Origin of the sequence: Terribacillus jepli, from assembly GCF_047228925.1 — a bacterium.
Lineage (GTDB): Bacteria > Bacillota > Bacilli > Bacillales > Amphibacillaceae > Terribacillus.
Genome location: NZ_JBFEGH010000007.1, coordinates 166,069 through 191,353, shown reverse-complemented (window position 1 = coordinate 191,353; position 25,285 = coordinate 166,069). Strand labels below are relative to the sequence as shown.

Annotated in this window: 23 protein-coding genes and 1 other annotated feature; of the genes, 20 read left to right on the top strand and 3 right to left on the bottom strand. The window is 45.2% G+C overall.

Annotated elements, in window-relative coordinates:
- Positions 1–32: 32 nt before the first annotated feature.
- The 6 genes from AB1K91_RS10235 to AB1K91_RS10210 all read left to right on the top strand — a co-directional run bounded on the left by AB1K91_RS10235 (position 33) and on the right by AB1K91_RS10210 (position 5,395).
- Complete coding sequence (locus AB1K91_RS10235; protein WP_413089757.1) at positions 33–2,060, top strand: DNA translocase FtsK; 2,028 nt, start codon at positions 33–35, stop codon at positions 2,058–2,060.
- Between the two features lie 240 nt (positions 2,061–2,300).
- A complete protein-coding gene (gene murC / locus AB1K91_RS10230) occupies positions 2,301–3,605 on the top strand; it encodes a UDP-N-acetylmuramate--L-alanine ligase (RefSeq protein ID WP_413089743.1) in 1,305 nt (434 codons plus the stop codon).
- 162 nt (positions 3,606–3,767) lie between these two features.
- On the top strand, positions 3,768–4,250 hold the full coding sequence (locus tag AB1K91_RS10225; RefSeq protein WP_093728786.1) for a DUF948 domain-containing protein: 483 nt from the start codon (positions 3,768–3,770) through the stop codon (positions 4,248–4,250).
- A gap of 29 nt (positions 4,251–4,279) precedes the next feature.
- Positions 4,280–4,714, top strand: a complete 435-nt coding sequence (locus AB1K91_RS10220; protein ID WP_413089741.1) for a YtxH domain-containing protein — start codon at positions 4,280–4,282, stop codon at positions 4,712–4,714.
- 62 nt (positions 4,715–4,776) lie between these two features.
- Positions 4,777–5,115, top strand: a complete 339-nt coding sequence (gene ytxJ, locus AB1K91_RS10215) for a bacillithiol system redox-active protein YtxJ (protein WP_413089739.1) — start codon at positions 4,777–4,779, stop codon at positions 5,113–5,115.
- Between the two features lie 7 nt (positions 5,116–5,122).
- Entirely contained in the window at positions 5,123–5,395 is a 273-nt protein-coding gene (locus AB1K91_RS10210; protein ID WP_413089738.1) for a YrhK family protein, read from the top strand.
- Positions 5,396–5,423: 28 nt separating this feature from the next.
- Here AB1K91_RS10210 and AB1K91_RS10205 read toward each other — a convergent pair whose 3' ends face one another.
- Positions 5,424–7,547, bottom strand: coding sequence for a cell division protein FtsA (locus tag AB1K91_RS10205; RefSeq protein WP_413089737.1), 2,124 nt, complete (start codon positions 7,545–7,547; stop codon positions 5,424–5,426).
- A gap of 166 nt (positions 7,548–7,713) precedes the next feature.
- On the opposite strand from AB1K91_RS10205, the gene AB1K91_RS10200 reads away from it, so the two are divergent.
- Positions 7,714–8,808 carry a bifunctional 3-deoxy-7-phosphoheptulonate synthase/chorismate mutase gene (locus AB1K91_RS10200; protein ID WP_413089735.1) on the top strand — a complete coding sequence of 365 codons (1,095 nt, stop codon included), beginning with the start codon at positions 7,714–7,716 and terminating at the stop codon, positions 8,806–8,808.
- A gap of 170 nt (positions 8,809–8,978) precedes the next feature.
- The gene (gene ccpA / locus AB1K91_RS10195; RefSeq protein WP_413089733.1) at positions 8,979–9,974 is read left to right on the top strand and encodes a catabolite control protein A; all 996 of its coding nucleotides are present in this window, start codon (positions 8,979–8,981) and stop codon (positions 9,972–9,974) included.
- Positions 9,975–10,008: 34 nt separating this feature from the next.
- On the opposite strand, the gene AB1K91_RS10190 is transcribed toward ccpA, so the two are convergent.
- On the bottom strand, positions 10,009–12,714 hold the full coding sequence (locus AB1K91_RS10190) for a transglycosylase domain-containing protein (RefSeq protein ID WP_413089731.1): 2,706 nt from the start codon (positions 12,712–12,714) through the stop codon (positions 10,009–10,011).
- Between the two features lie 119 nt (positions 12,715–12,833).
- Positions 12,834–13,040, top strand: a binding site (T-box leader).
- A 49-nt stretch (positions 13,041–13,089) separates the two neighbouring features.
- Here AB1K91_RS10190 and tyrS point away from each other — a divergent pair.
- From tyrS to AB1K91_RS10135, 11 genes are all read left to right on the top strand, one after another.
- A complete protein-coding gene (gene tyrS / locus AB1K91_RS10185) occupies positions 13,090–14,367 on the top strand; it encodes a tyrosine--tRNA ligase (protein WP_413089729.1) in 1,278 nt (425 codons plus the stop codon).
- Positions 14,368–14,487: 120 nt separating this feature from the next.
- Positions 14,488–14,994 carry a general stress protein gene (locus AB1K91_RS10180; RefSeq protein ID WP_413089728.1) on the top strand — a complete coding sequence of 169 codons (507 nt, stop codon included), beginning with the start codon at positions 14,488–14,490 and terminating at the stop codon, positions 14,992–14,994.
- Positions 14,995–15,166: 172 nt separating this feature from the next.
- Positions 15,167–17,251: a BglG family transcription antiterminator gene (locus AB1K91_RS10175; RefSeq protein WP_413089727.1), complete on the top strand. Its 2,085-nt coding sequence runs from the start codon at positions 15,167–15,169 to the stop codon at positions 17,249–17,251.
- The gene (locus tag AB1K91_RS10170) at positions 17,244–17,732 is read left to right on the top strand and encodes a PTS sugar transporter subunit IIA (protein ID WP_413089725.1); all 489 of its coding nucleotides are present in this window, start codon (positions 17,244–17,246) and stop codon (positions 17,730–17,732) included. The genes AB1K91_RS10175 and AB1K91_RS10170 overlap by 8 nt, the downstream gene beginning before the upstream one ends.
- The gene (locus AB1K91_RS10165) at positions 17,732–18,016 is read left to right on the top strand and encodes a PTS sugar transporter subunit IIB (RefSeq protein ID WP_413089724.1); all 285 of its coding nucleotides are present in this window, start codon (positions 17,732–17,734) and stop codon (positions 18,014–18,016) included. Before AB1K91_RS10170 ends, AB1K91_RS10165 begins: the two co-directional genes overlap by 1 nt.
- A 62-nt stretch (positions 18,017–18,078) precedes the next feature.
- Positions 18,079–19,338, top strand: a complete 1,260-nt coding sequence (locus tag AB1K91_RS10160) for a galactitol-specific PTS transporter subunit IIC (RefSeq protein WP_413089755.1) — start codon at positions 18,079–18,081, stop codon at positions 19,336–19,338.
- A gap of 20 nt (positions 19,339–19,358) precedes the next feature.
- On the top strand, positions 19,359–20,465 hold the full coding sequence (locus AB1K91_RS10155) for a zinc-binding dehydrogenase (RefSeq protein ID WP_413089723.1): 1,107 nt from the start codon (positions 19,359–19,361) through the stop codon (positions 20,463–20,465).
- On the top strand, positions 20,404–21,075 hold the full coding sequence (gene deoC, locus AB1K91_RS10150) for a deoxyribose-phosphate aldolase (protein WP_413089722.1): 672 nt from the start codon (positions 20,404–20,406) through the stop codon (positions 21,073–21,075). Before AB1K91_RS10155 ends, deoC begins: the two co-directional genes overlap by 62 nt.
- A 14-nt stretch (positions 21,076–21,089) precedes the next feature.
- The gene (locus tag AB1K91_RS10145) at positions 21,090–21,236 is read left to right on the top strand and encodes a hypothetical protein (protein ID WP_413089720.1); all 147 of its coding nucleotides are present in this window, start codon (positions 21,090–21,092) and stop codon (positions 21,234–21,236) included.
- 14 nt (positions 21,237–21,250) lie between these two features.
- Complete coding sequence (locus AB1K91_RS10140; RefSeq protein ID WP_413089719.1) at positions 21,251–22,294, top strand: galactitol-1-phosphate 5-dehydrogenase; 1,044 nt, start codon at positions 21,251–21,253, stop codon at positions 22,292–22,294.
- 126 nt (positions 22,295–22,420) lie between these two features.
- A complete protein-coding gene (locus AB1K91_RS10135; RefSeq protein WP_413089717.1) occupies positions 22,421–23,284 on the top strand; it encodes a DUF2382 domain-containing protein in 864 nt (287 codons plus the stop codon).
- 41 nt (positions 23,285–23,325) lie between these two features.
- On the opposite strand, the gene AB1K91_RS10130 is transcribed toward AB1K91_RS10135, so the two are convergent.
- Complete coding sequence (locus AB1K91_RS10130) at positions 23,326–24,189, bottom strand: manganese catalase family protein (protein WP_413089715.1); 864 nt, start codon at positions 24,187–24,189, stop codon at positions 23,326–23,328.
- Positions 24,190–24,375: 186 nt separating this feature from the next.
- Between AB1K91_RS10130 and AB1K91_RS10125 the strand changes: the two genes are divergently transcribed.
- Positions 24,376–25,206 (top strand): STAS domain-containing protein, encoded by an 831-nt coding sequence (locus AB1K91_RS10125; RefSeq protein WP_413089713.1) that lies wholly within the window; start codon positions 24,376–24,378, stop codon positions 25,204–25,206.
- Positions 25,207–25,285 lie beyond the last annotated feature (79 nt).

Genomic DNA, 25,285 nt, shown 5'->3' with positions numbered 1-25,285 from the left:
ATTCCGTATCTTCCCAACCAGAAGCAGTGCATATGGAGCAAACAACGCCAGCTCCAGGGAAAATGGAAGAAGATGCGACTGTAGTGAAAGATGAAAAAGAATTGACAGCCGAGGGACAGGATCAAACCAATTCCGTATCTTCCCAACCAGAAGCAGTGCATATGGAGCAAACAACGCCAGCTCCAGGGAAAATGGAAGAAGATGCGACTGTAGTGAAAGATGAAAAAGAATTGACAGCCGAGGGACAGGATCAAACCAATTCCGTATCTTCCCAACCAGAAGCAGTGCATATGGAGCTAGCAACGACAGATCCAGGGCAAGTGGAAGAAATGGATGAGATACCGACTGTACTGGAGCAGGAAGGCGAAAATGAATTACACGCCGAGGAAGAAGAGGAATGGAAGCAATCATCCTTAGCAGAACAGAAAGTATTGCAACCAGGAGTGCAACAAGAACAAGCAACAGTTAGCGGTGCTTCTGAGGAGGCCGCAAGTTCCGGAATTCGCGAAGCAAGCAATGCAGTCCGGAAACCGGTACCGTTCAATGTGTTCATGACACCGCGTGATAAACGGAATCATTTGGATAAGATCAAAAACCCAGCACCCCAGGTAATAGAGGAGTCTGCTGAAGAAGTGAACGTGCAGACTGAGCCGAGTTTTACCAGTCCGCCGATGCATCTTCTCAATGATCCTGTTGAACAAACAATCGAAAACGATGCTTGGGTCGATCAGCAGATCCACCTTTTGGAGACTACTTTGGAGCATTTCAATGTGAATGCGCATGTGGTAAATGCGATGCAGGGGCCATCTGTCACTCGCTTTGAGGTCCAGCCTGAAATGGGTGTGAAAGTCAGCAAGATCAAGAGTCTGACGGATGATATCAAGCTGAATATGGCTGCTAAGGATATCCGGATGGAGGCGCCGATTCCTGGAAAAAATGCGATTGGAATCGAAGTCCCTAACGCTGTCTCCAAGCAAGTCGGCTTACAAGAGATCCTGGAAACGGAAGATTTCCAGGATAACAGTTCTCCACTTTCGGTCGCGCTGGGACTGAATATTTCCGGCAGGTCGATTGTGACCGATCTGCAGAAAATGCCGCATGGACTTATTGCCGGAGCCACAGGATCGGGTAAAAGCGTGTGTATCAATACCATCCTGCTCAGCTTGCTTTATAAAGCGAATCACAAGCAGGTGAAGTTCCTGCTGATCGATCCGAAGATGGTGGAGCTTGCTCCTTATAATGACTTGCCTCATCTTGTATCGCCAGTTATTACCGACACGAAAGCAGCCACTGCAGCATTGAAGTGGGCAGTCAATGAAATGGAAGAACGGTACATGAAGTTCGTTGGCGAAGGGGTCCGGGATATCGGTCGATATAACGAGAAGCTATCCAAGCAAGGCCGTCATGCTGATAAGCTTCCATATTTGGTCATCGTCATCGATGAACTTGCAGATTTGATGATGGTATCCCCGCAGGATGTCGAGGATGCGATATGCCGGATTGCTCAGAAAGCACGTGCTGCCGGTATACATTTGCTGTTGGCGACACAGCGGCCGTCCGTTGATGTCATCACCGGTTTGATCAAGGCGAATATACCGACAAGGATTGCTTTCAGTGTTTCCTCTGCAGTCGATTCCCGGACGATCATCGACAATAATGGTGCAGAGAAACTGCTTGGTAAAGGCGATATGCTCTTCATCGAGAATGGCGCGCGGCAAGCCCAGCGCATCCAAGGTGCTTTTGTTTCGGATGAAGAGATTGAACGGGTCGTGGAGCATGTGAAACAGACAGCACCGCCTGAATACCTTTTCCAGCATGAGGATCTGCTTGAACGACGTGAATCAGAAGAGGAAGAGGACGAGCTGTATCGGGAAGCAGTAGAATTTGTCATCGAGCATAACAGTGCAAGTGCAAGTTTGCTGCAACGTCGTTTTAAAATCGGTTATAACCGGGCAGCAAGATTGATTGATCATATGGAAATGAGGGGAGTCATTTCGGAACAAAAAGGCAGCAAGCCGCGTGATGTCCTCGTCTCGCTGGCTCAGCTCCAAGCGGAATGACAGACAGCCTGGATGTTGTCCCAAGGACGTCCAGGCTGTACTATTTTAAGACACAACTAGGCAGCGGTCTGTATATACTGTAAAAAGCGTAACGGCAGAGATTGTGCATTTAATAAATCCCGACAAAATGCTATACTGTTGCTAGTATGCTTTTTTTCATGTATATGTGACACACTACAGATTACATACTTATACTAACACCATACAGAAGCGATATATTATTAAGTGGAGGTTCCTACTATGACAACTTACCATTTCATTGGTATTAAAGGATCTGGTATGAGTGCATTGGCGCAGATCCTGCATGATGCAGGCGAAAAAGTCCAAGGCTCGGATGTGGAGAAGGTTTTCTTTACAGATCAGGCCCTGAAAGATAAAAATATTCCTATATTGCCATTTACAAAAGATAATATCAAACCTGGTTTGACAATCATTGCCGGCAATGCGTTCTCGGATGATCATGAGGAGATCGTGGAAGCGAAAAGAATCGGTCTTCCGTTCTACCGTTATCATGACTTCTTAGGAGCTTATGCGGATAAATTCCGCAGCATTGCGGTAACAGGCGCTCATGGCAAGACATCGACGACGGGTCTTCTGGCGCATACACTGCACCAGTCCCACCCTATATCCTACCTGATAGGGGATGGAACCGGAAGCGGTCAGCCGCAGAATGACTATTTTGTCTTCGAAGCGTGCGAATACCGCCGCCATTTCCTTGCGTATAAACCGGATTATGCTGTTATGCTGAATGTTGACTTCGATCATCCTGATTACTTCCAGAATATCGAGGATGTGTTCCAAGCATTCCAGCAATTGGCCAATCAAGTCAAGCGCGGAATCATTGCTTGCGGGGATGATGCTTATTTGCGTGATTTGCAAACGAATGTACCGATCCATTATTATGGATTTGATGACGCTAACACATATAAAGCAAAGAATGTACATGAAGAGCCGAATGGCACGGTATTCGACGTATATGTAGAAGGCAGTTTCTATCATACGTTCACCATTCCTGGCTATGGAAATCATCAAGTGCTCAATGCCTTGGCAGTCGTAGCTGTATGCCATCAGGAAGGAATGACACCTGTGCAGATGGAGGAAATGTATGGTTTTACTGGTGTAAAACGTCGCTTCTCCGAAAAGCAAGCCGGCAGCCAAGTATTGGTGGACGACTATGCCCATCATCCGAAAGAAATCGAAGTAACAATCGAATCAGCTCGGAAGAAATACCCGGATAAACAGATTGTTGCTGTATTCCAGCCGCACACTTTCACAAGGACAAAAGCATTCCTGCAAGAGTTCGCGGACAGCTTGAAGCTGGCAGATGCGGTATATCTATGTGATATCTTCGGTTCTGCCCGTGAGGCGAAAGGAAACTTGACGATACAGGATCTGCAGGAGCTCATACCAGGTTGTGAAGTGCTGCAGCTTGAGGATGTAAACGTACTTAAGCAGTATGATGACAGCATTCTTCTATTCATGGGGGCGGGGGATATCCAAAAATTCCAGGCACGCTATGAAGATTCATTGCAAGCTGTCCAATAATCCATTACACTTAAAAAGGGAGTACTGCTCCCTTTTTTTATTTGTTCTTTAATGTTTAATGACGTTAATCAGGGGAATAACGTAGTTAGACAAAGGAGTACAAGGCATGAGATGTGCTTCAACTACTCATACTACATACCAGAAGGAGCTGAACTATTCATTATGGAAATTCTAGGGTACATCGCTGCATTGATTGCAGCCATTGCATTCGCAGTCTTAGTAATCTATCTCGCAAAAACATTGAAAGCTGCTTCACGCACATTGAATGATGTTGCAAGCACATTGGAAGGCGTCGAAAAACAGATGCAAGGCATAACGAGCGAGACAGCAGAACTGCTCAGCAAAACAAATCATCTTGCAGAGGACATCGGCGAAAAAGCGCAGAAGCTCAACACCCTTGTCGATGGCATTGAAGGCATCGGTGATACAGTTCAGAGCTTGAATAATTCCATCCGCAATGTCTCCAATAAAGTGGCGTTATCTGCAGAACAGCATACAGAACAAACTGGTCAAGTATTGAAGTGGGGCTCGGTTATACTTGACTTATGGAAGAAAAAGAAGCAGAATGAAGCCAATGAGGGTGCCTCTGTACCTGCAGTGCAGCCGACAGAGCAGCCGCTACCAGTAAAAGAAACATCCCACTAAACCAGCGACGCGATAGGAGGCAATGCATTATGGCAACGAAAAAGACGAACGGTAGAGATTTTCTGATTGGTTCGATCATCGGCAGCGTAGTCGGAGCAGTTACTGCCCTTGTTCTGGCGCCTAAATCCGGTAAAGAACTGCGCAGCGATATTTCGGAACAGGCTAGCTCCCTGAAAGGGCGCGCGGGCGAGATGAAAACACAGTACAGTGAAAAAGGTGCACAATGGAAAGACGTTGTCACGGAAAAATCCCGTGCAGTAGCAGATAAGGTGATAGAATCTTCACAGACTGTACAGGATAAAGTTAAAAATATGACTTCCAAAGACCAAGCAGACGAGACAGCTTCAAACAATAAAGAAGCAGAAGATGCTGCAGAAGAAGTTGCTCGTGCAATCGAGGAAGCTGCAAGGGAATTGGAAATGGAACAGCAGAAATCCACGATTGAACGAAACAAGGACCTTTAAAAGATTGGACTCCTAAGCAGCTTGCTTAGGAGTCTGTTTATTTTTAGAAAGGAGTTTTGAGCATGGAAGCGAAAGTCATTCAGAATCAAGCGGAATTTCAGGATGTATTGAATAGGGAGGCTGCGTTCTACCTGCTCAAGCATAGTCTGACTTGTCCGATCAGTGCCGGTGCAAAGCAGGAATATGATCGCTATAGTCTCGATACACAGCTGCCGATGTATACGTTGTATGTACAAGAAGCAAGGGAACTGTCCAATATGATTGCAGAGCGTTATGAAGTGAAGCATGAGTCTCCACAAGCATTGCTGTTTGTGAATAATCAGGTCATCTGGCATACATCCCACCACGATATTACAGGGACTGCTTTACAGGATCAGGAATCCCGAATGGATAATAGGTAAGCATGAAATGAAACACGAACACAATCGAGAAAAGGGAGAAGAAGTCATCCGTGTTGGGGAATATGGCATTTTTTTCAAACGGCCATATCAGATTTTATATATGCTGAATGATTTTTTGATCGGATTGATATTTCTCATCGGCAGTTTCCTGTTCCTTTATGAGTCATGGAAGACGGCGGGTTGTTGGCTCTTTGCGGCTGGTAGTTTACTGCTCTTGATCCGTCCCACAATTCGTCTCATTCATGATATCCACTACAAGCGGTATACTAAGGAACAATAAAAGCTGTACGCAATCGCGTACAGCTTTTTTACATGATCAGTTCGATCTTATCATGAGGAGACAATACATCATGGAAAGAAGCTTGTGAACCGTTTTTGTATATTTGGAAATTCCCGCTTACTTTTGTCAAATCAATATCAACGAAACGAAAAATATCCTGAATGATGAAATGATCAGTTGCAACACGCATTTGCAGTCTGGTGCCGCTCGGAATCAGCTCATCAAGCTCCACTGGTTTTTCCTTGTTATAAAGCTGTGCGGCAGGTGGTGTGAGTGTAATCGTACTTCCGTTAAATTCGACGATTAAAGTTGTTGGGCTGTTTGGCTGCAAATGAGAAAGCAATTCAGCGGCAGTCGGGACTTTTCGTTCTTGTATTCGGATACTATCGCCATCGGTTACTTGATCCCGCAGTCGTGCCGGAACATCATTGATAGTAAATACCTGACCGAAAGTTTCGATCGATACTGACCTATCATTGATGAAGACTTCATATTCCTTTGTCTCAGGCAATGCTGGCAGCGGCAGCTTCTGTTCGTGTAAAAAGCGTTCTGCGGTAGTCACTCTCTGCAAAAGGACATCATCCCTGTCTTCCAGGCGGTGTGAAGGTTGAACCGGCTGTCCATTTACGAGCACTTGTTGTTTCACTTGGTACGATTCTCCATTATAGAAAACAGTCATCGGTTCCAAATCTCCAGTTATATCATGTACAGTCACTTGTGCCGGTAAACCATCCTCTCCGGCTTCAACTTCCAGCTTGTCTCCATCGTATATTGACGATTCAAGACCGGCAAGCTGTTGATTGCATCTTATCTTCGGTGCTTTTCCGATTGTACCTGGCAGGGTAAGCGGTTTTCCTTGGAATGTAATCATGCAGGCAGCGCCGGGTTTACCATAGAGTCGTGCTATTTGAATACCTGCAGCGAGTAATGCATCGCCGACTGTCAGTTTCTTCATATCGAAAAGACGGATGACTCGTCCGTTTACTTGGATGCTGACATAATGGACTGGGTTCTGTTTAGCAGCCAGTGCAATACCTATAGGAGTAATGAACGCCGGTCCTGCTGGGACATTATCCGTTTTTGCAAGCGTCTGAATTGCTTCTGTGCCGCGGATGGCTACTCTATTTTTGGGCAGTTCAAGGATACTTGCCAAGCGTCCAGCCAGACCAGGTGTCTGACTTCCGCCGCCAACGAGCATGATAGCTTTCGGTGCGACTGCATTCAGCTGGATGATGCCAGCTGCGATTGCTTCTGCGAGCTGATCGACCGCATGGCCTATATCCTGTTCAACCTGATCACCATTCAGCTGCTGTTCGAAACCGAGAATATCCATCGTTGTGATTGCATTTTTTTCGGCCAAGTCCCGTTTGGCTGTTTCCGCTACGTGAAAATCGAGCAAATAATGATCACTCAATGCTTCCGTGATTTCATCCCCTGCTTTTGGCACCATGCCATATGCCGTGATTGTCCCTTCATTGGTTATGGCGATATCGCTGGTTCCGGCACCGATATCGACCAACGCTACGTTCAAACGGCGCATGGAGGGTGGGATAAGGACACTGATTGCGGCAATGGGCTCCAATGTCAAAGCATCCATCTCCAAATTGCTTCGCTTCAATGCGGATAGCAACGACTCAATAACAACCTTTGGCAGGAAAGTAGCAATGATTTCCACACTTGCTTCATTACCTTGCTGATCTATCAAGGATCCAATATCTTGCTCGTCGAGTTGATAATGTAAAACGGAGTAGCCGACACAATAATAATCAGTACTCTTATCTTTCGATTGCGCAATTTCATATTGAGCTTGCTGGACAGCACTTAGCTCCAAATGCTGTACTTGCTCTTTGTCCAATACTCCTCGTTCAGAGATGGAATGGCGAATCTGGACACGTTTCGTCTGCAGCGAACGTCCGGCGGCTGCGACACATACTTTATACAACGGACCGTGTTTTTCTTCTAATTTGTGCTTCACTTCCGAAATGACTTGCGCAACGGCTACAACATCGTGAATCTGACCGTCAAGCATCGAGCGCTCATCGTGCTCCACCATCTCGTGATCTATCAATGTATAGACGCCGGCATCTGCTTCCAGCAGCATACCGACAACAGATCTTGTTCCGATATCCAAGGCAAAAATTCTTTCCTTCAAGACGATATTCCTTTCCGCAATGAACTATTAGCTTCACTACAATGAAATCTTATGAAACTCCTAGATTCATTCTACACTATTTAAGGATGACAGCGAGTAAACTTTTAGCTATAATGATTGCTAATTACCTGAGCTGGATATAATAGAAATAGAGTGGGAGAGAGCGATGAATATGGATGAATTAGCGATTTTGCGAAAAAAATTGGATGAAGTGAACCTTGAGCTGCTTGCCATGATCAATAAAAGGGGAAAGCTGGTCCAGGAAATCGGTGAAGTGAAGAAAAAGCAAGGAACCAAACGCTTCGACCCAGTCCGTGAAAGAGATATGCTGAATGTTATAGCTGATAACAATAAAGGACCATTCCAAGATGCTACCCTTCAGCATATATTCAAGGAAATCTTCAAGGCCAGTTTAGAGCTTCAGGAAGACGATATGCATAAAGCTTTGCTTGTCTCGCGGCGTCGGAAGCCTGAAAATACGGTTATCAACATCAAGGGTACAAAAATTGGTGCTGGTGTGCCACAGTTCATTTTTGGGCCATGCTCTGTGGAGAGCTATCAGCAAACAGCCAAAGTTGCCGGATCCCTTCAGGACAAAGGCCTGAAGCTCCTGCGAGGCGGGGCTTTCAAACCCCGTACATCCCCTTATGATTTCCAAGGGTTGGGTGAAGAGGGACTCCGGATCTTGAAAAAGATTGCCGATACGTATGATTTGGCTGTCATCAGCGAAATCGTCGCACCCGAAGATATCGAAATGGCGGCGGAATATTTGGATGTGATTCAAATCGGCGCCCGCAATATGCAAAATTTCGAATTGCTTAAAGCAGCAGGGGATATCAACAAGCCAATCCTATTAAAACGAGGTATGGCTTCCACCATTTCTGAATTCATCCATGCAGCGGAATACATCAGCTCCCGCGGAAATAATGACATCATCCTTTGTGAACGGGGAATACGTACGTACGAGACAGCAACAAGGAATACACTGGATATCACTGCTGTACCGATTTTGAAACAAGAGACACATCTTCCGGTAATGGTCGATGTAACCCATTCCACTGGACGACGGGATTTATTGCTTCCGGCGGCGAAAGCGGCACTGGCAATCGGGGCTGATGGCATTATGGCGGAAGTCCATCCGGATCCGGCTGTTGCCCTTTCCGATGCAGCACAGCAAATGGATTTACCTCGATTCGATGCTTTCTATCGAGATCTTATTGCGCACAGCAGTTATGCAAGCCGTATCCCATCCGGGGATTGACTGCTGGGAACATAGCTATCCTGTTGTATCAAGCGTTTTTTGCATCTCGTTCTACTGAAATGTTCAAAACTCTGGTATAATGGGTAAAGAATATGTGAATAAACATACAAATTGATATTATCATCCTAGATGATTGGAATCGTGTAAGGAATATAGGAGGAAATGACACAATGAATGTAACCATATACGATGTTGCCCGTGAAGCGAACGTATCGATGGCAACCGTATCCCGTGTGGTAAACGGCAACCCTAATGTAAAACCTGCAACCCGGAAGAAAGTACTCAGCACAATCGAAGCGCTTGGGTATCGTCCAAATGCAGTAGCCAGGGGGCTGGCGAGCAAAAGAACGACAACAGTCGGAGCAATCATACCGGATATCTCCAGTATCTTCTTCTCCGAGCTTGCCCGCGGGATAGAAGATATCGCGACGATGTATAAATACAATATGATCCTGAGCAATTCCGATCAGAACCCAGACAAAGAGCTTACGCTTTTCAACAGCATGCTGGAGAAACAAGTGGACGGTATTGTCTTCATGGGCGGCAAAATCAGCGATGAACTACTGCAGCAGTTCGAGAAGTCCCCAGTACCGATTGTCATTGCAGCCAATGTACAAGGAACAGGAGATACGCCGTCTGTTGCAATCGATTATGAACAAGCTGCGTATGAAGCGACGAAATTGCTGATCGATCATAATCATGAACATCCGGCATTTGTTGCTGGAACGGCAGAAGCTGAAACGAATAACCAGAAATATAAAGGTTATCTGCGCGCCGTGACGGAGAACAATGCCGAAGTGAAGCAGGAGTACATCGTAAAAGCTAACAATACGTACAATTCCGGTTTGGAAGCGGCAAAGCAGCTGGCAGATTTGACTAATCGCCCTTCTGCAGTATTCGTTTCTTCTGATGAAATGGCACTTGGTGTCATCCATGGTTTCCAAGACAATGGTTTGCGTGTACCGGAAGATATCGAAGTGGTCGGATATGATAATACGAGACTGGCGACGATGGTCCGCCCAACCCTTTCCACTGTCGTACAGCCTACTTACGACATCGGTGCTGTAGCCATGCGTCTATTGACAAAACTGATGAATAAAGAGGAAGTATCAGAGAAGAATGTCATCCTTCCGCACCGCATCATCGAACGGAATTCGACAAAATAAAAAACTAGCGTATCCAATTGGATACGCTAGTTTTTTATAATGTAATGGTTTCTGATTCCTTATCATTCGCGCCGACAGCTTTGATTTGATAGGTCGAATCATTGTCTGGAAGATTGAAGGAGGATTGATCGCTGAATCCGATTTGCTTGAAGCTGTCTCCTTGCTTCTGCAGGATGCGATATCCTTTCACATCTCCTGTTTTTGATTGTGTCCACGTCAATTTCTTATCCGCTTTTTGTACATTCGTAGGCGGAAGCGGAGCACCGGAACTTGTCTTTACGGTTTTAGTATCATCCGATTTCGAGGATGCACTGCTGCTTGCTGCTTTCCCGATCAGCTTTTGGATTTTTTCGTTGTTAGGGAAGAGCTGTTCGATGCTGACGCCCTGTAAGCCATTTTCCTTAACAAAATCTGGGTTGAGCACAATTTTACCGTTCTGTTTGATCAGGCTGTCATCCGCTTTCGTTGGTACATGATCTATATCAAACAAATCGGTTTTGACCATTCCAGCTTGTTTACAAAGGTCCGTTGGTTTGCCGCCGCCAATCGCGCAATAGGATGCCTTTGTCAAACCGTCCGGCTGCTTGAATGACTCGCTAGGGGCCATCAGTTCAGGATCGATCTTTGTGGCGCTATTGACCAATTGTGTCCATAGCAGTTGGTTTCTCTGACTATAGCTCATGCCGGAGGTCTGGATGGAAGCTTGTTTATCATACCCCATCCACACGCCGACCGTGACATTCGGGTTGGTGGCAACGAACCAGGAATCGTGGTAATCCTGTGATGTACCAGTTTTACCGGCCCAATCCACATTCTTATTGGACAGCTGGGATTTCGCATACGTAGCCGTACCGTTGTTCAGGACACCACGCATCATATCCAGCATTAAATAATTTGTCTGCGGGCTGAACACTTTGTTCGATTCGGATTCGTGTTTATAAATCTCTTTGCCATCTTTTGTAGTGATCGATTCAATCATATAAGCGTCCGTGAATTCGCCATTATTGCCGAAAGTTGCATAGGCATTGACGTTTTCTTCAACAGTGGTACCGTAGTCCAAACCGCCCAGGGAAGCTGCTAGCTGGGAGTGGTCTCCTTCAGTCAAAGTCGTTATTCCCATGCTTTCCAAGTATTTGCTGGCGGGGTCTAGGTTGACTATTTCCTTATAGGCTTTCGCTGCTGGTACGTTATAGGATTCTTCCAACGCTTTTCGTGCAGTTACAAGTCCATGGTATACTCCACCGTAGTTTCCAGGATTCCAAGTTTTTGATGATCCAGGGACAGTGAATTTCTTGCTTAAGTCACCGATTATACTTCCCGGTTGCAACGTTCCTTCTTCCATCGCTGGGGCGTACACAAGCAGCGGCTTCATCGTACTGCCATTGGAACGCTTCGTGTCAGTAGCATGGTTCACTTGGTTTTCCTCATGATCCCGTCCACCGACAAAGCTAAGTATTTTACCAGTACTATTTTCGATCATGATGGATCCTGCTTCGATAGGCTCGGAAACTGTTTCTGTTTCTCCGTCACTATTCGTCCGTTCCACCCAATGATCGGGCTGATAATAAGCATAGTCTTTCGCGATTTTCTGCTGGGCAACATACATATCCTTATTGATCGTCGTATGGATCTGGTAACCCTTTTGACGAATATCACGTTCTGCTTTTTCCAGATACTCGTTCTTCAAATCATTATCTTTGTTCAAATCTTTCTCGGAATGGCCATCCTGTTCAGCGAGCTGTATGGCGATGATATCCGCTGCTCGCTGCTCGACCTCGGTGGTCAGATAGCCATAGTCGTCGGCGGCCACTGGTTTTGCTTCTGCAAAATCCTTGGTAATGTCATAGCCAATAGCATCATCGTACTCTTGCTGGTCGATATAACCCTCATCGAGCATTCGGTTGAGTACTTGCTTCATCCTATTCAAACCAGGCTGAATGGCCGTCTCTTCTTTCAATTCACCACTATTGGTGAACGGCGAATAGGCCGTCGGACTTTGCGGCAATCCAGCTAGGAAAGCTGCTTGCGGTAGGGTAAGATCCTTGGCATCGACGCCGAAGATGCCTTGGGCGGCTGTTTGAACGCCGGCGATATTGTCACCGGAAGCATTCCTGCCGAACGGGACTATATTCATATATGCTTCGAGAATTTCGTCTTTCTTCAGCACTTTTTCCAAGCGCATTGCGAGTATGATCTCCTTGGCTTTTCTTTCAAAGGATACCTCATTGGTCAATATTTGGTTTTTGACGAGCTGCTGGGTCAGCGTACTGCCGCCCGTCTTCGTTTCAGAGTTCGTAGCTTCCTGCATGAGCGCCCTTAGAATCGATTTTGGGACTACGCCGTCATGAGTTTTGAAATTATCATCCTCTGTCGCAATAATGCCATTAATGACATATGGTGAAATGTCATCGAGTTTCACATCTTCGCGATAGAGATCGGTCTTGATATTGCCTAGGAAAACATTATCCGCAAAATAAATGGAGGAAGTCTCTTCATAATTGTAGATTTCTTCTTTCATAGAGTCATAGGATCGGACGGGCTCATTCTTCACAAGTGATGCAAAATATCCAGCACCAGCTCCTGCAGCAAAGAAGATCCCGACGCCAGCTATAAGTAGGAAAAAGAGAAATAAGTTCCAGATGACGTCATATGTGATACGAGAATTCCGCTGAATTCGCCCAGCCTTCCAAGCTTCGGCAATTCGTTTCTTGATTCTCGTCCATATTGCTTTGATTTGCATATTTCACCCCCGAATTGGTTTGTCTATTATACCATAATAGTCAATTTTCGTAGTGAGTCCAAAATCCTTGTTGCATTTTTCACTTCTATATGGTAATAATGAAGGAACAGTCATTATAAAATATTGCGTTGAAGGTTATAGTAGCGGAACAATTCCCTGTTGCAGAGAGCTGACGGCCGGTGCGAGTCAGTATACAGTTGTTTTGCCAAGTACAGGCTGGAGCTTCTCCTGTTCAAGCAGGAGACGGATGTATATCCGTTAGCAAACCGAGTGGCAGTTCATACTGCAACAAGGGTGGTACCGCGAGTTATTTCCTCGTCCCTTTTTTGGGGACGGGGTTTTTTTATTTTCAAAGGAAGCAGGGAGTGTGATCAAATGTCAATTTTACAGGATTTAAAAGACAGGGGTTTGATTCAGCAAACAAGTGATGATGCAGGATTGGAGAAGCATCTGTCCAGCCAGCAAGTAAGTCTGTACTGCGGATTCGACCCTACAGCTGACAGCTTGCACATCGGGCACTTGGTGCCGATGTTGATGCTGAAGCGGTTCCAGCAAGCAGGTCACCGCCCGATTGCACTTATCGGCGGGGGCACAGGAATGATCGGGGATCCAAGTGGCCGTTCTGATGAGCGTAATTTGAACGATGCAGCTACAGTTGAGAGTTTCAGCCAAGGTATACAGAAGCAGCTGGCCAAAATCCTCAACTTCGATGAAGGTGAGAATGCTGCCAAAGCGGTAAACAATAAAGATTGGCTTGGTTCCATGAGCATCATCGATTTCCTTCGCGACATCGGGAAGCATTTTGGAGTCAATTACATGCTGGCAAAGGATTCTGTTGAGTCCAGGCTGGCGAATGGCATTTCTTTCACGGAGTTCACATACATGATTTTGCAATCTTTGGATTACCTGCGTTTGCACGAAAAGGAAAATGTGACATTGCAAATTGGCGGTAGTGATCAATGGGGCAATATCACAGCTGGCATGGAATTGATTCGCCGGACGTATGCAGGGAACGATGAAGAAGCTCCAGACAAAGCATTCGCTTTGACAGTTCCGCTTATCACGAAAGCAGACGGAACGAAATTCGGTAAAACAGCTGGTGGAGCAGTGTGGCTGAGTCCGGAACGCACGACTCCTTATGAGTTTTACCAATTCTGGTTCAATACAGATGATCGGGATGTCATCAAGTTCATGAAATACTTTACTTTCATGTCCCTTGAAGAAATCGCAACTTACGAAGAGAGCGTTGAGAAAGAGCCGGAAAAACGCCTGGCGCAGACAAAGCTTGCCGAAGAGATGACTACGCTTGTACATGGCAACGAAGCACTGGAACAAGCGATAAAAATTTCTGAAGCACTTTTCAGTGGCGATATTGCTTCCTTGAATGGTGCAGAAATCGAACAAGGGTTCAAAGATGTTCCGTCCCACACTGCTGCCGACGAAGACAAACCGCTAGTCGATATGCTGGTGGAAGCGGGAATTTCCCCTTCCAAGCGTCAGGCGAGGGAAGATATCACAAATGGTGCGATCCGCATCAATGGTGAGAAAGAAGAAGATACATCCCGCGTACTGACAAATACGGATCGAATCGATGGACAGTTCATCATCATCCGCCGCGGTAAGAAAAAGTATACGTTATTGAAATTCGCTTAATGAAAAGCACTGTCCGAACAGGACGGTGCTTTTTATGTTTGATAAAAAGGGCAGAGGGAATGTAAAAACCATATAGCACTTCCGCATTTACAGAAAGTAAATAATAGGAGGTAAAAAAACATGGCTAACACAACTACCATCGAATTATGCTTGAATGAAAGTGATGCAATAGTGAAAGTGAACGAACTGATTTCCTCTGGGGTACCAGAACAAGATATCATGATCATCGTGGATAAAAAACCCGCGGACAGCATCCTTGGTGACAAGAGAGATGTCGATTATAAGGAAGCAAATGGTTCCTTTGGTGCAAAATTTTCCTCCTTTTTCTCCAGTGAAAATCCAGAAAAAAAGGTCCTCAAAAACGTAAGTCTGTCAGAAGCTGAAAAAGAGCGCTATGCAGCTGAGCTGAAAGCAGGAAAAGTATTGCTGTATGCAAAAAATGCTCCTGCAACCCGAACTCACCCCCGGGCAGCAGCTGCAAAGGATCGTACTGATCACGCAACGGAAGCCGAGAAAGGTGTGACTGCAGATGGTCTTTATGCAGCTGATAAACCGAATGATGGGCTTCATGCAGAGCCGAATACGAAAGATCAGAATGCCAATGAATTGAATAAGACTAGAAGATAAAACGATAGCAAAAAAAGCTCCGGCAGTATGTTCTGTCGGAGCTTTTTTGTGCTCAAAGACATGTATTGGGTTCCGTCCCATGCTGTACATCCATTCTTCAATCAATGATGTTGAAAGCGCATACAAAATTAAAATGCCGGTGTTAAGATGAATGTAAGGAAAGGAGGATTTGATGAATCTCAATGAACGCAGCTCCGCTATATTGGATGCTTTATTAAGTAATCCAAGCATATCCAGTGCTTTAATGGAAAAGAAATTCGATCTTTCAAAAAGACAGCTTGGCTATTCCATCCATAAGATCAATAGCTGGCTCGAACATATCGGATTGCCATTGATCGAGCGAACATCACAGGGGCATTTTCTTATCGATGAAAAAGTATTCACGGCACTGAATCATGTGAAAGGAACGGCGGAACAGAATCATTCTTCCATTTTGACCGTTCGTCAAAGGGCACATCTCCTTCTTTGTATGCTGATCAGCAAGGATTACCTGTCATTGGATCATTTCTCGATTGCATTGCGTATCAGCAGAAACACCATATTGCGTGATTTGAAGAATTTGGAGAAGCAGCTTGAACCTTTTCATCTGCATATACGATACAGCCGAAAGCATGGCTACTATATGGAAGGAAATGAATTTCAACTTCGAAAAGCTTTAATGTCTGCATTGATGGAATTACTCGAAGCGGACGATGGACTTCCTGAATTAATAGATGTATTGGAACTGGAAAAGGATTGTGTGGATGCCTTTCGCAACAGAATTGAGATGGTAGAGAAAAAACTATCGATCAAATTCACTGATGAGAAAATGAAGACGATGCCGATAACTTTATTCCTCATTCTAGAGCGGGTCAGAAAGGGAGAGTGCTTGGCTGACTCTCCGATACGATATAAGGAATTGGCTGGAACGAAAGAATACCAAGCCGCAGAAGAATTATTATTTGACCAGCAAGGATTGCCGGAAGCAGAAAAGCTTTTTATCACTCTCCATTTATTGTCGGCCAATGTGATTACGGCAAATCTGGAATCTGAGGATACAATTCCTGATTTATTCCCAGCAGTCGATAGTATGCTCAGTCTTTTCGAGAAGGTTTCCTGTATCCGTGTCCAGGAACGGAAGCAGCTGCTTGATAAGCTGATGCAGCACATCAAGCCGGCTTATTATCGTATTAAATACCACCTTACGGACACTACACCAGTTCCAGGTGTGTTAAGTGGGGAATTCCGCTCTTTGCATCAGTTGGTCAAGCGCTCTCTTGATCCACTGAAAAGCTTCATCCAAAGTGAAATTCCGGAAAACGAACAGGTATACATCACCTTGCTTATCGGTGGTTGGATCAGGCAGCAGGGTGAAAGCATCGGGGAGAAAGTGAAAGCAATTGTGGTGTGTCCGCAAGGTGTTTCTGTTTCCAAGCTGATGTTCCATGAGTTAAGCGGTCTTTTCCCGGAATTTGTATTTCTGGATAGCATGTCTGTACGCGAATTCATCACTTACGACCTGGATTACGATATTGTATTTTCACCAGTCTTACTGGAGACTTCAAAAAAACTGTTCCTAACGAAGACGATGATGGATACCCGCGAAAAAAGGCTCCTAAGAAAACAGGTTTTAACCTATATCCATGGGTTTGTTTCCAAGGAAGTAAGGGCAAGCGATATCATGAAAATCATCAGTAATCATGCAACTGTCAAAAACAAGCAGGCGCTGGAACAGGAACTTCAGGCATATCTCAGTGAAGTGGATCAGCATGTGGTTCGTACAACTTCGGATGAGGCACAGCCGCTGCAACTATCAGATTTTTTGATGAATCCGCATGTCTTGATGACATATCAAATTGAATCATGGGAAGAGGCTGTACGATCCTGTGCTGGTATCCTGCTCGATAAAGGGATCATCGAACACAGATACATTGACGCTATGATCAAAAGCTGTGAGAAAGATCCGTATATCGTGATAGGAAACGGTATAGCTATACCGCATGCCTCACCTGAAGATGGTGTTGTCCGCACCGGAATGAGTCTGCTCAAGATCAAAAATGGTGTGCAGTATTTAGGACATCGCATTCATATTTTAGTAGTCATCGCGGCGAAGGACAAGAAGGAGCATATACATGCACTCATGCAGCTCATGAAACTCTCCAAGTGTGAAGCGGATGTGAAAAACATGATAAATGCTGCAGGCATACCAGAGATGAGACGAATCATCCATCAATATTCCAATGACACTGTAAAGGAGAAGGAGTTGTATTATGGCTGAATTTTATTTAGGGGAAAACCTTGTATTTCTGCAAATGACTGGGACATGTGAGGATATATTGCGTGAAATGGCTGAGAATCTTGTAAAAGAAGATATAGTCGAAGCAAGCTTTGTATCCGGTATCATGGAGCGCGAGAAAGATTATCCGACAGGTTTGCCGACTGCTTCATCGATATCTGTCGCTATCCCGCACACAGATATCGAGCATGTCAAAAAGAATGCAATCAGTGTTGCGGTATTGAAGGAGCCAGCTGCCTTCCGGGTGATGGGGGAAGCTTCGATGGAGACGCCGGTAAGTATTATTTTCATGCTGGCAATGAAGGAGTCACACGCGCAGCTATCGTTATTAAGAGACCTTATGACCTTTTTGCAGGAGGAAACGACGCTGCAAGATTTATATGATTCCAAGACAAAAGAGGAAATTGTCCAGCTAATTGATAGAAAGCTTAGCTTGACTGCAAGTAAAGGAGGTGACAGATAATGGCCAAAAAACAAGTATTGGTCGCTTGTGGTGCTGGTATTGCCACTTCCACTGTCGTAAACAGTGCAATTGAAGAAATGGCGAAGGAAAATAAAATCGATGTCAATTTGATTCAAATCAAAATAGCAGAAGTGAATTCCTATGTCGATACAGCTGATTTGCTGGTGACGACAGCGATGGTGAAAACATCCTATCCTTTCCCTGTGATCAATGCACGCTCGTTCCTGACAGGAATCGGTTTGGAAGAAACAAAGGAACAGATCTTGACTGAATTGAAAAAATAAAAATTGGGAGTCGGTTCCAAGGTATTGGAATCGACCTCCTTTCCAAAAGTGGGGGCTGCATGATGGATACATTTGTCGGGTTCTTACAAAGTTTTCTAGACTTGGGTGCAACGGTGATCTTGCCGGTAGCAATCTTCCTTCTTGGACTTTTGTTCGGACAAAAGCCTGGCAAGGCGTTCCGGTCGGGTTTAACCATCGGGGTGGCTTTTGTTGGTATTTTCCTTGTAGTTGACTTATTGACATTGAATTTAGGACCTGCTGCACAGCAGATGGTCGACCGTTTGGGAGTGGACCTCAATGTCATCGATGTCGGATGGCCGGCCACGTCATCCATTGCTTGGGCATCTGTAGTGGCGGCATTCATCATCCCGCTCGGTCTGGTTGTCAATGTCGTCATGCTGGTAACGAAGACGACGAAAACAATGAACGTGGATATTTGGAATTATTGGCACTATACATTTATGGCTGCTGTGGTATATACGGTTTCAGGAAGTGTCGTACAAGGACTGATTGCGGCTGTCCTATTCCAGATTGTCTGCTTGAAAGTAGCCGATTGGACACAGCCGATGGTAGAGGACTTCTATGAAATGCCGGGTGTCACAGTGGCGACCGGAAGCACGATTTCCTATGCACCAGGTATCTTGATCGTAAAGCTGATTGAGAAGATTCCGGGTTTGAACAAGATACACGCCGATCCGGAAACGATCCAAAAGAGGTTTGGGATATTCGGAGACTCGATGGTGATCGGTTTACTGTTAGGTGCAGCTATTGGTGCATTGGCAGGGTACGGAGTCGGCGACATCATCGAAATCGGTATGGCGATGGCAGCTGTCATGGTCTTGATGCCACGTATGGTGAAGATCTTGATGGAAGGTTTGATGCCTGTATCGGAGTCTGCCAGGAACTGGCTCAGTAAGCGATTTGGAAAAAGTGAAATAAATATCGGTCTGGATGCAGCCGTTTTATTGGGACACCCAGCTGTCATTTCCACGGCTTTGATTCTGACGCCGATCACCGTCCTTTTGGCAGTCATCCTGCCAGGTAATGCTGTCCTGCCATTTGCGGACTTAGCTACCATTCCGTTCATTGTTGCTTTCATCGTAGGAGCAGCCAAAGGGAACATCATCCATTCGGTCATCACCGGGACAATCATGATAGCCTTGTCTTTATATATGGCTACCGATATAGCTCCTATTTTCACGGAAATGACAACAAATGCCGATATCGAGATGCCGGAAGGATCCGCGATGGTTTCTAGCATCGACCAGGGAGGCAACTTAGTCAACTGGATTATTTGGAAGTTCTTCGCATTATTCAATTGATGGATTAGGAGGATCACTTCATGCAAGCATTGGTGAAAAAGCAGTTGGGGTTTGGAAATTTAGTTGTAGAAGACAAACCAGAACCTTTTCCGAAAGAAGATCAAGTGAAAATCAAAGTGACATATGCAGGCATTTGCGGATCGGATATCCATACGTATGAAGGGAGCTACCGGGTAGCGGCTCCCGTTACGCTGGGCCATGAATTTGCCGGTATCGTCGAGGAAGTGGGCAAAGATGTCACCGATTGGAAGCCGGGTGACCGGGTGACATCCGAGACAACATTTTATATATGCGGCGAGTGCGAATATTGTCAGCAGAGGGATTATAACTTGTGCAACTATCGTAAAGGGCTTGGAACGCAGCAAGATGGAGGTTTTGCGAACTACGTTGTGGCAAGAGCAGCGAGCATCCACAAGATCCCTGACAATGTCGATGACCAATCAGCAGCGATGACAGAGGCACTTGCATGCACTCATCACGCAGTAGCTAAAACGACAATCCGACAAGATGATATCGTCGTGGTGATCGGACCGGGTCCGATCGGTCTCCTGACTGCACAAGTTGCCAAAAGTAAAGGGGCGGCGGTCATCATTACCGGCCTTTCTTCTGACAAAGTTCGTCTGGAGAAAGCAAAAGAGTTAGGTATCGATCATGTGGTCAATATCCAGGACGATTCACTGGAGGAACTTGTTTCAGGGTTGACAGACGGTTATGGGGCCGATGTCGTCTTCGAATGTTCCGGAGCAGTTCCTGCGGCGCGTCAAGGGTTGAAACTTCTGCGTAAGAAGGGGCAGTACGCGCAAGTAGGTTTGTTTGCGGAAACGTCGGTACCATTTGATATGGAACAGGTTATCCAAAAGGAATTGAGGATCGTTGGGAGCAGAAGCCAAAAGCCGGCCGATTGGGAACCTTCCTTGAGCCTGATGGGAAGCGGTGCCGTCGATGCAGCCGCGTTGGTCACCCATGTATTCGATATAACGGAATGGGAGCAGGCCTATCAGTCGATCAAATCCGGTGAAGCGATCAAAGTCCTTTTGACGCCAGTGAAAGAAGGGGGAGCAGCCGATGGAAAAAGAAAAATTAATCGAGATGATCGATTATACGATGCTGGCTCCTACCGCCAGTAAAGATGATATAAAGGCCTTCTGCTTGGAAGCGATTACCTATGGATTCCGAACGGTTTTTGTAAACCCTTGGTATATCCCGTATGCTTTTACGATCCTTTCGCCACATAATATAAAAATCGGGGCACCAATCGGCTTTTCGCTCGGCGGAGCCACGACGAGGGTCAAAGTAGAAGAAACGAAGGCGGCAATCGAGGATGGTGCTTCCGAAATTGATATGCTGATCAACTTGGGAGCATTGAAATCACAAGCATACGATGCTGTTCATCAGGATATTGATGCTGTAGTAAAAGCTGCCGATGGTCTGACAACAAAAGTGATCATTGAAACAGCTTTATTGGATGATGTGGAAAAACGGAAAGCTGCAGAGATTGTAATGGCTGCTGGAGCCGACTTCGTGAAGACAGCCACCGGCTTTAACGGTGGAGGTGCGACAGTGGAAGATATCGAACTTCTATCATCAATCGTACAAGGGAAAATTGGGATAAAGGCTGCCGGAGGCATTCGGACATATGACGATGCTGTCAAGATGATGCAAGCTGGAGCAACACGGATTGGTGCAAGTGGTGCTGTTGCAATCATCCATAACGAAAAATCGGATACGGATTACTAGTCGGGAGGGATAACATGGCAGAAATGATGCTTGACTTTATGCTTGGCCCCATGAGGGGAGTGAGCGCTTTCTATTTTGAGCACCAGCTGATCTTTAATGGAATCATCATCGGCGGCGTTTTAGTGAAGCTGTTTACAGGAAAGAAATCGAAACAGACATAAAGAGGTGTAACACCGTGAAGACGCTGAATCTGTATGGAATAGAGGATATAAGATATGAAGAATCGCCGCAGCCAGTGATTGAAGCAGATCAAGATGTCATTATAAAGGTGGAAGCTGCCGGCATATGCGGTTCCGATCTGTCGCGTTACAAAAAGCTTGGTCCCTATCGGCCGGGGACGACGTTCGGGCACGAATTTGCCGGCACTGTCGCAGAAGTCGGCAGCGGTGTCAGCAACGTCAAAATTGGTGACAGAGTAGCTGCCTGCCCGACATATGCATGCGGAAAATGTTTACACTGCAAAAGTGGATACCCGTCAAGATGCAAGGAATTGATGGTTATCGGATCCAAGGTACCGGGTGCATTTGCGGAGTATGTGAAGCTTCCCTCTCCCCATGTCATACCGCTTCCTCCTGAGGTGGAAAGTGAGACAGCGGCTTTGATCGAACCTGCTGCGGTCGTGGCACATGGGTTTTACCGGACGCAGATCAGACCAGGAGCAACCGTTGCTGTAATGGGAGCAGGAAGTATCGGTCTGCTTGCCATCCAGTGGGCTAGAATCTTCGGTGCAAAAACGGTCATTGCCATTGACATCGATACGAAGAAATTGGATATTGCCAAGGAAGTCGGGGCTGATCATGTGATTGATGCAAGTTCTGCACCGGCCCATGAGGCGATATCAGCATACACGGATGGTGCAGGTGTCGACTTGGCTGTTGAATCGGCGGGATCACCAATAACTTCCGCGCAAGTATTGGCACTCCCGAAAAAGGGCGGGGAGGTTGTTTATCTTGGGATTCCATACGCCGATATAAATATTGAAAGAAATTATTTCGAAAAAATCGTCAGGAACGAACTGACGATTCACGGATCCTGGAATGCATTATCCGCTCCTTTTCCTGGCAAGGAATGGTTCAATACTATCCATTATATGAAAACAGGTCAAATAAATGGACAGAAAATGATAAGTCATCACATACCACTAAGTGAAGGTCCAGCAATGTTCAAAAAGGTTACTGACCGAAGTATTGATGCTGTGAAAGTACTATTCCATCCGTAAGAATTCCAAGAAGATGCAGATAGCTGTATCTTCTTTTTGTTGAAATCAGAAATATGTTTATTAATTTTCATGCCGGGAACATAAAAAACATGCAACACTTCAACAAGGTATAGGAGGTATGACAACATGCTAGCTCACAAAATTGAAACCTTCCAAAACGAGAATGATGTGGTTGTAAGGGTAAATGAATTGAAATCAAAAGGAATTCAAGAAAACAAAGTAACGGTGATCACCGATAAGAAACCTGAATCTTCCATTTTGGCTGATCGGCTGAGTGTGAATTACAAAGAAGCGAAGGGTTCCTTTGGTGATAAAGTATCTGCTTTGTTTTCCGGAGATGATCCAGAAGAGAAAACATTACAGAAATTGAATTTGAATCAAACAGAAACAGATCGATATGTAGATGAATTGAAAAACGGGAAGATTCTATTATTTGTAGACCCTTCCGCCAGAGAGAAATTGCAGCCAGAAGCTAAAACCAATCATGAGGCTCTATCAACAGCAGAAAAGAATAGCCTATTGAATGGTGCAAGTAAAGCACAACCCGGTACTTCAGCATTATCAGAACGCAACAAGAACAAAACAAATAACCCAAAAGCCTCCCAGACAGAACAGATGGAATTACATGAAGAAGTAGTGGATGTGGATACTAATCCAGTGAAATCCGGCGAAGTAGATGTAGAAAAACGCACGGTGACTGATCAGGAGGAATTTGACATTCCAGTTACGAAACAGGAGGTAAATATCGAGCGTCGTCCAGTGAATAAAGTTAGTGAGCCTGATAAAAATACAGGAGCTTATGCGGAAAAAGACGGCATCCATGTCCCGGTTTATGAAGAAAAAGTAGATGTTGATAAGAAGGATATCATCAAAGAAGAAATCGTCGTCAATAAGAAAGATGTAAAAGATAATGTTCATGTAAATGAGAAAGTAAGACGAGAAGAAGCAGAGATCAAAGACAGTACAAAAAATAATAAAGATTTGAAGTAAAGGGAAACCTCACCGTTCATTTGCGGTGAGGTTTCTGTTTGTTATCGGTTTAAATCGCTTAATCCGCTGCTATGCTCGTTCGGTAGATCCGGTAATTCAGGTACAGGGAAACCTGCAGGCGGCTGTGACACACTAAATTCGCCACCATTTCGACTGGGAACCGACCCTTGGATAATTTCAGCGATGCGGGTCTGGTCAAGACGGAAATTGAATTGGGTATTATGAAAGCCCATGTCGACGAATTTTTTGCATTCCGGATATTTATTGATATCGTAATTTGGAATCGGGAAGGTTTTGCCCCAATCGACTCCCAGCGTTTCCAAGGCTTTGGCAAAAGCATTTTGATGGGCATTGTCCCGGACGATGAGGAAACCTAGCGTTTCCCGGAATGCGGCATTGGAGCTCATTTCATATATACGTGTCTTTTGCAGTACTCCTGTCGATTCGAGTACGACGTTATTTAACAAGTCGGCGATGAGGTTTCCGTGGTTGTAAACCCAGGATCCATTCCACGGATTGCCTGATGCATCGAATGGGATGGAAGACTGGGCACCGATTATATAGTGGTGAGGATTCACGTTTGGTGTATGCTCGATTGGACCGGAAAGTGGAGCTCCATCGGGTGCAGTATTTCCCGCTCCGCCTTCACCAGACTCATCCAGCAAGGCATTGATGGTATTCTGTACCAACTCTACATGCGCGATCTCCTCCAGGAAGATTCCGCGCAAAAGATCGCGGAACTGTTTTTCTTTCCCGCGGAAATTAGAGCTTTGAAAGAAGTATTGCATCATAGTTCGCATTTCCCCATAATGTCCGCCTAGGATTTCTTGCAGTACTTTCGCGGCAGCGGGATCCGGCTTATCCGGTTTAATGATATTGATTAATTCTTCTTTATAATAATACATTTAGTTGCACCCCATCTTTTTTGAATTAACCCTAGTGTCTGTCACCAAGAAATTACTTATTCAACAACACCTAGGAAAATGGTATTATTTTTCTTCTACTGTACTTGTTCATTGTGGATAAGCCCGATGAAAGGCGCTATAGTGAAAAGTGTCTATTTAGTAAAAAATGAAATAAGGAGCAGGGAAATGCTATATCAACAGGAATTACATCAGCATTTTTTGAAAAATATAGATCAACTCGTAGAAAAGTGGTATGCAGCTGCTGATAAGACAAGTGGTGTGTACGCTGTTGGGGAACCGGAAGCGATAGCAAGATTGAAAGATCAGAATAGAGGGTTTCATAGACAATTTTGCGAAGTGTTAAACCAAGATTCTACCGTGTCTTGTGAGGCATTCGAGGATTGGATTGCATCCATTGCCAAGGATGACCGTCATCTTGATACTCCGATCGATGCAATCATTAATGAATTTTACCGTAATCAGGCTTTGTATCTTGAGCTGCTGCGCGATTTCTGCAAAGAAAAGAATATAGATGCGCAAACGGCACTTGATTATTATGAGAAAATAACCGATTCCTTTAACCAAGTGATTGTATGGTTCATTCGTGAAAACGCCAAACAATCTGAATTCAAATTACAGGCACAGCAGGAAATGATATTGGAGCTGAGTACGCCTGTCATTTCCTTGACTCCCAATGTGGCACTGCTGCCGCTTATAGGTGAAATCGATACAAATCGGGCCCAGTTCATGATGGATAGTGTACTCCATAGCTGTGCTATGCTTGAGGTCGATCATCTGTTCATCGATATGTCTGGTGTTGTCGTCATCGATACATTGGTGGCCCAGCGAATTTTTTCCATCATTGAAGCATTGAAGCTGCTCGGTGTCGAAACGATCATCTCGGGTATGCGACCTGAAATCGCACAAACATCCACACAGTTAGGTATACCGCTTCATCAGCTAAAGACAACGAATTCCTTGAAAAATGCAGTAGAAAAAATCATGCTGGCAAGATAGATGACATGAAGATCGTACAATATAGTGTGTGTGCAGTAAAAACTATCTGCTATCGCAGGGATCACATATGAGTGAAGTG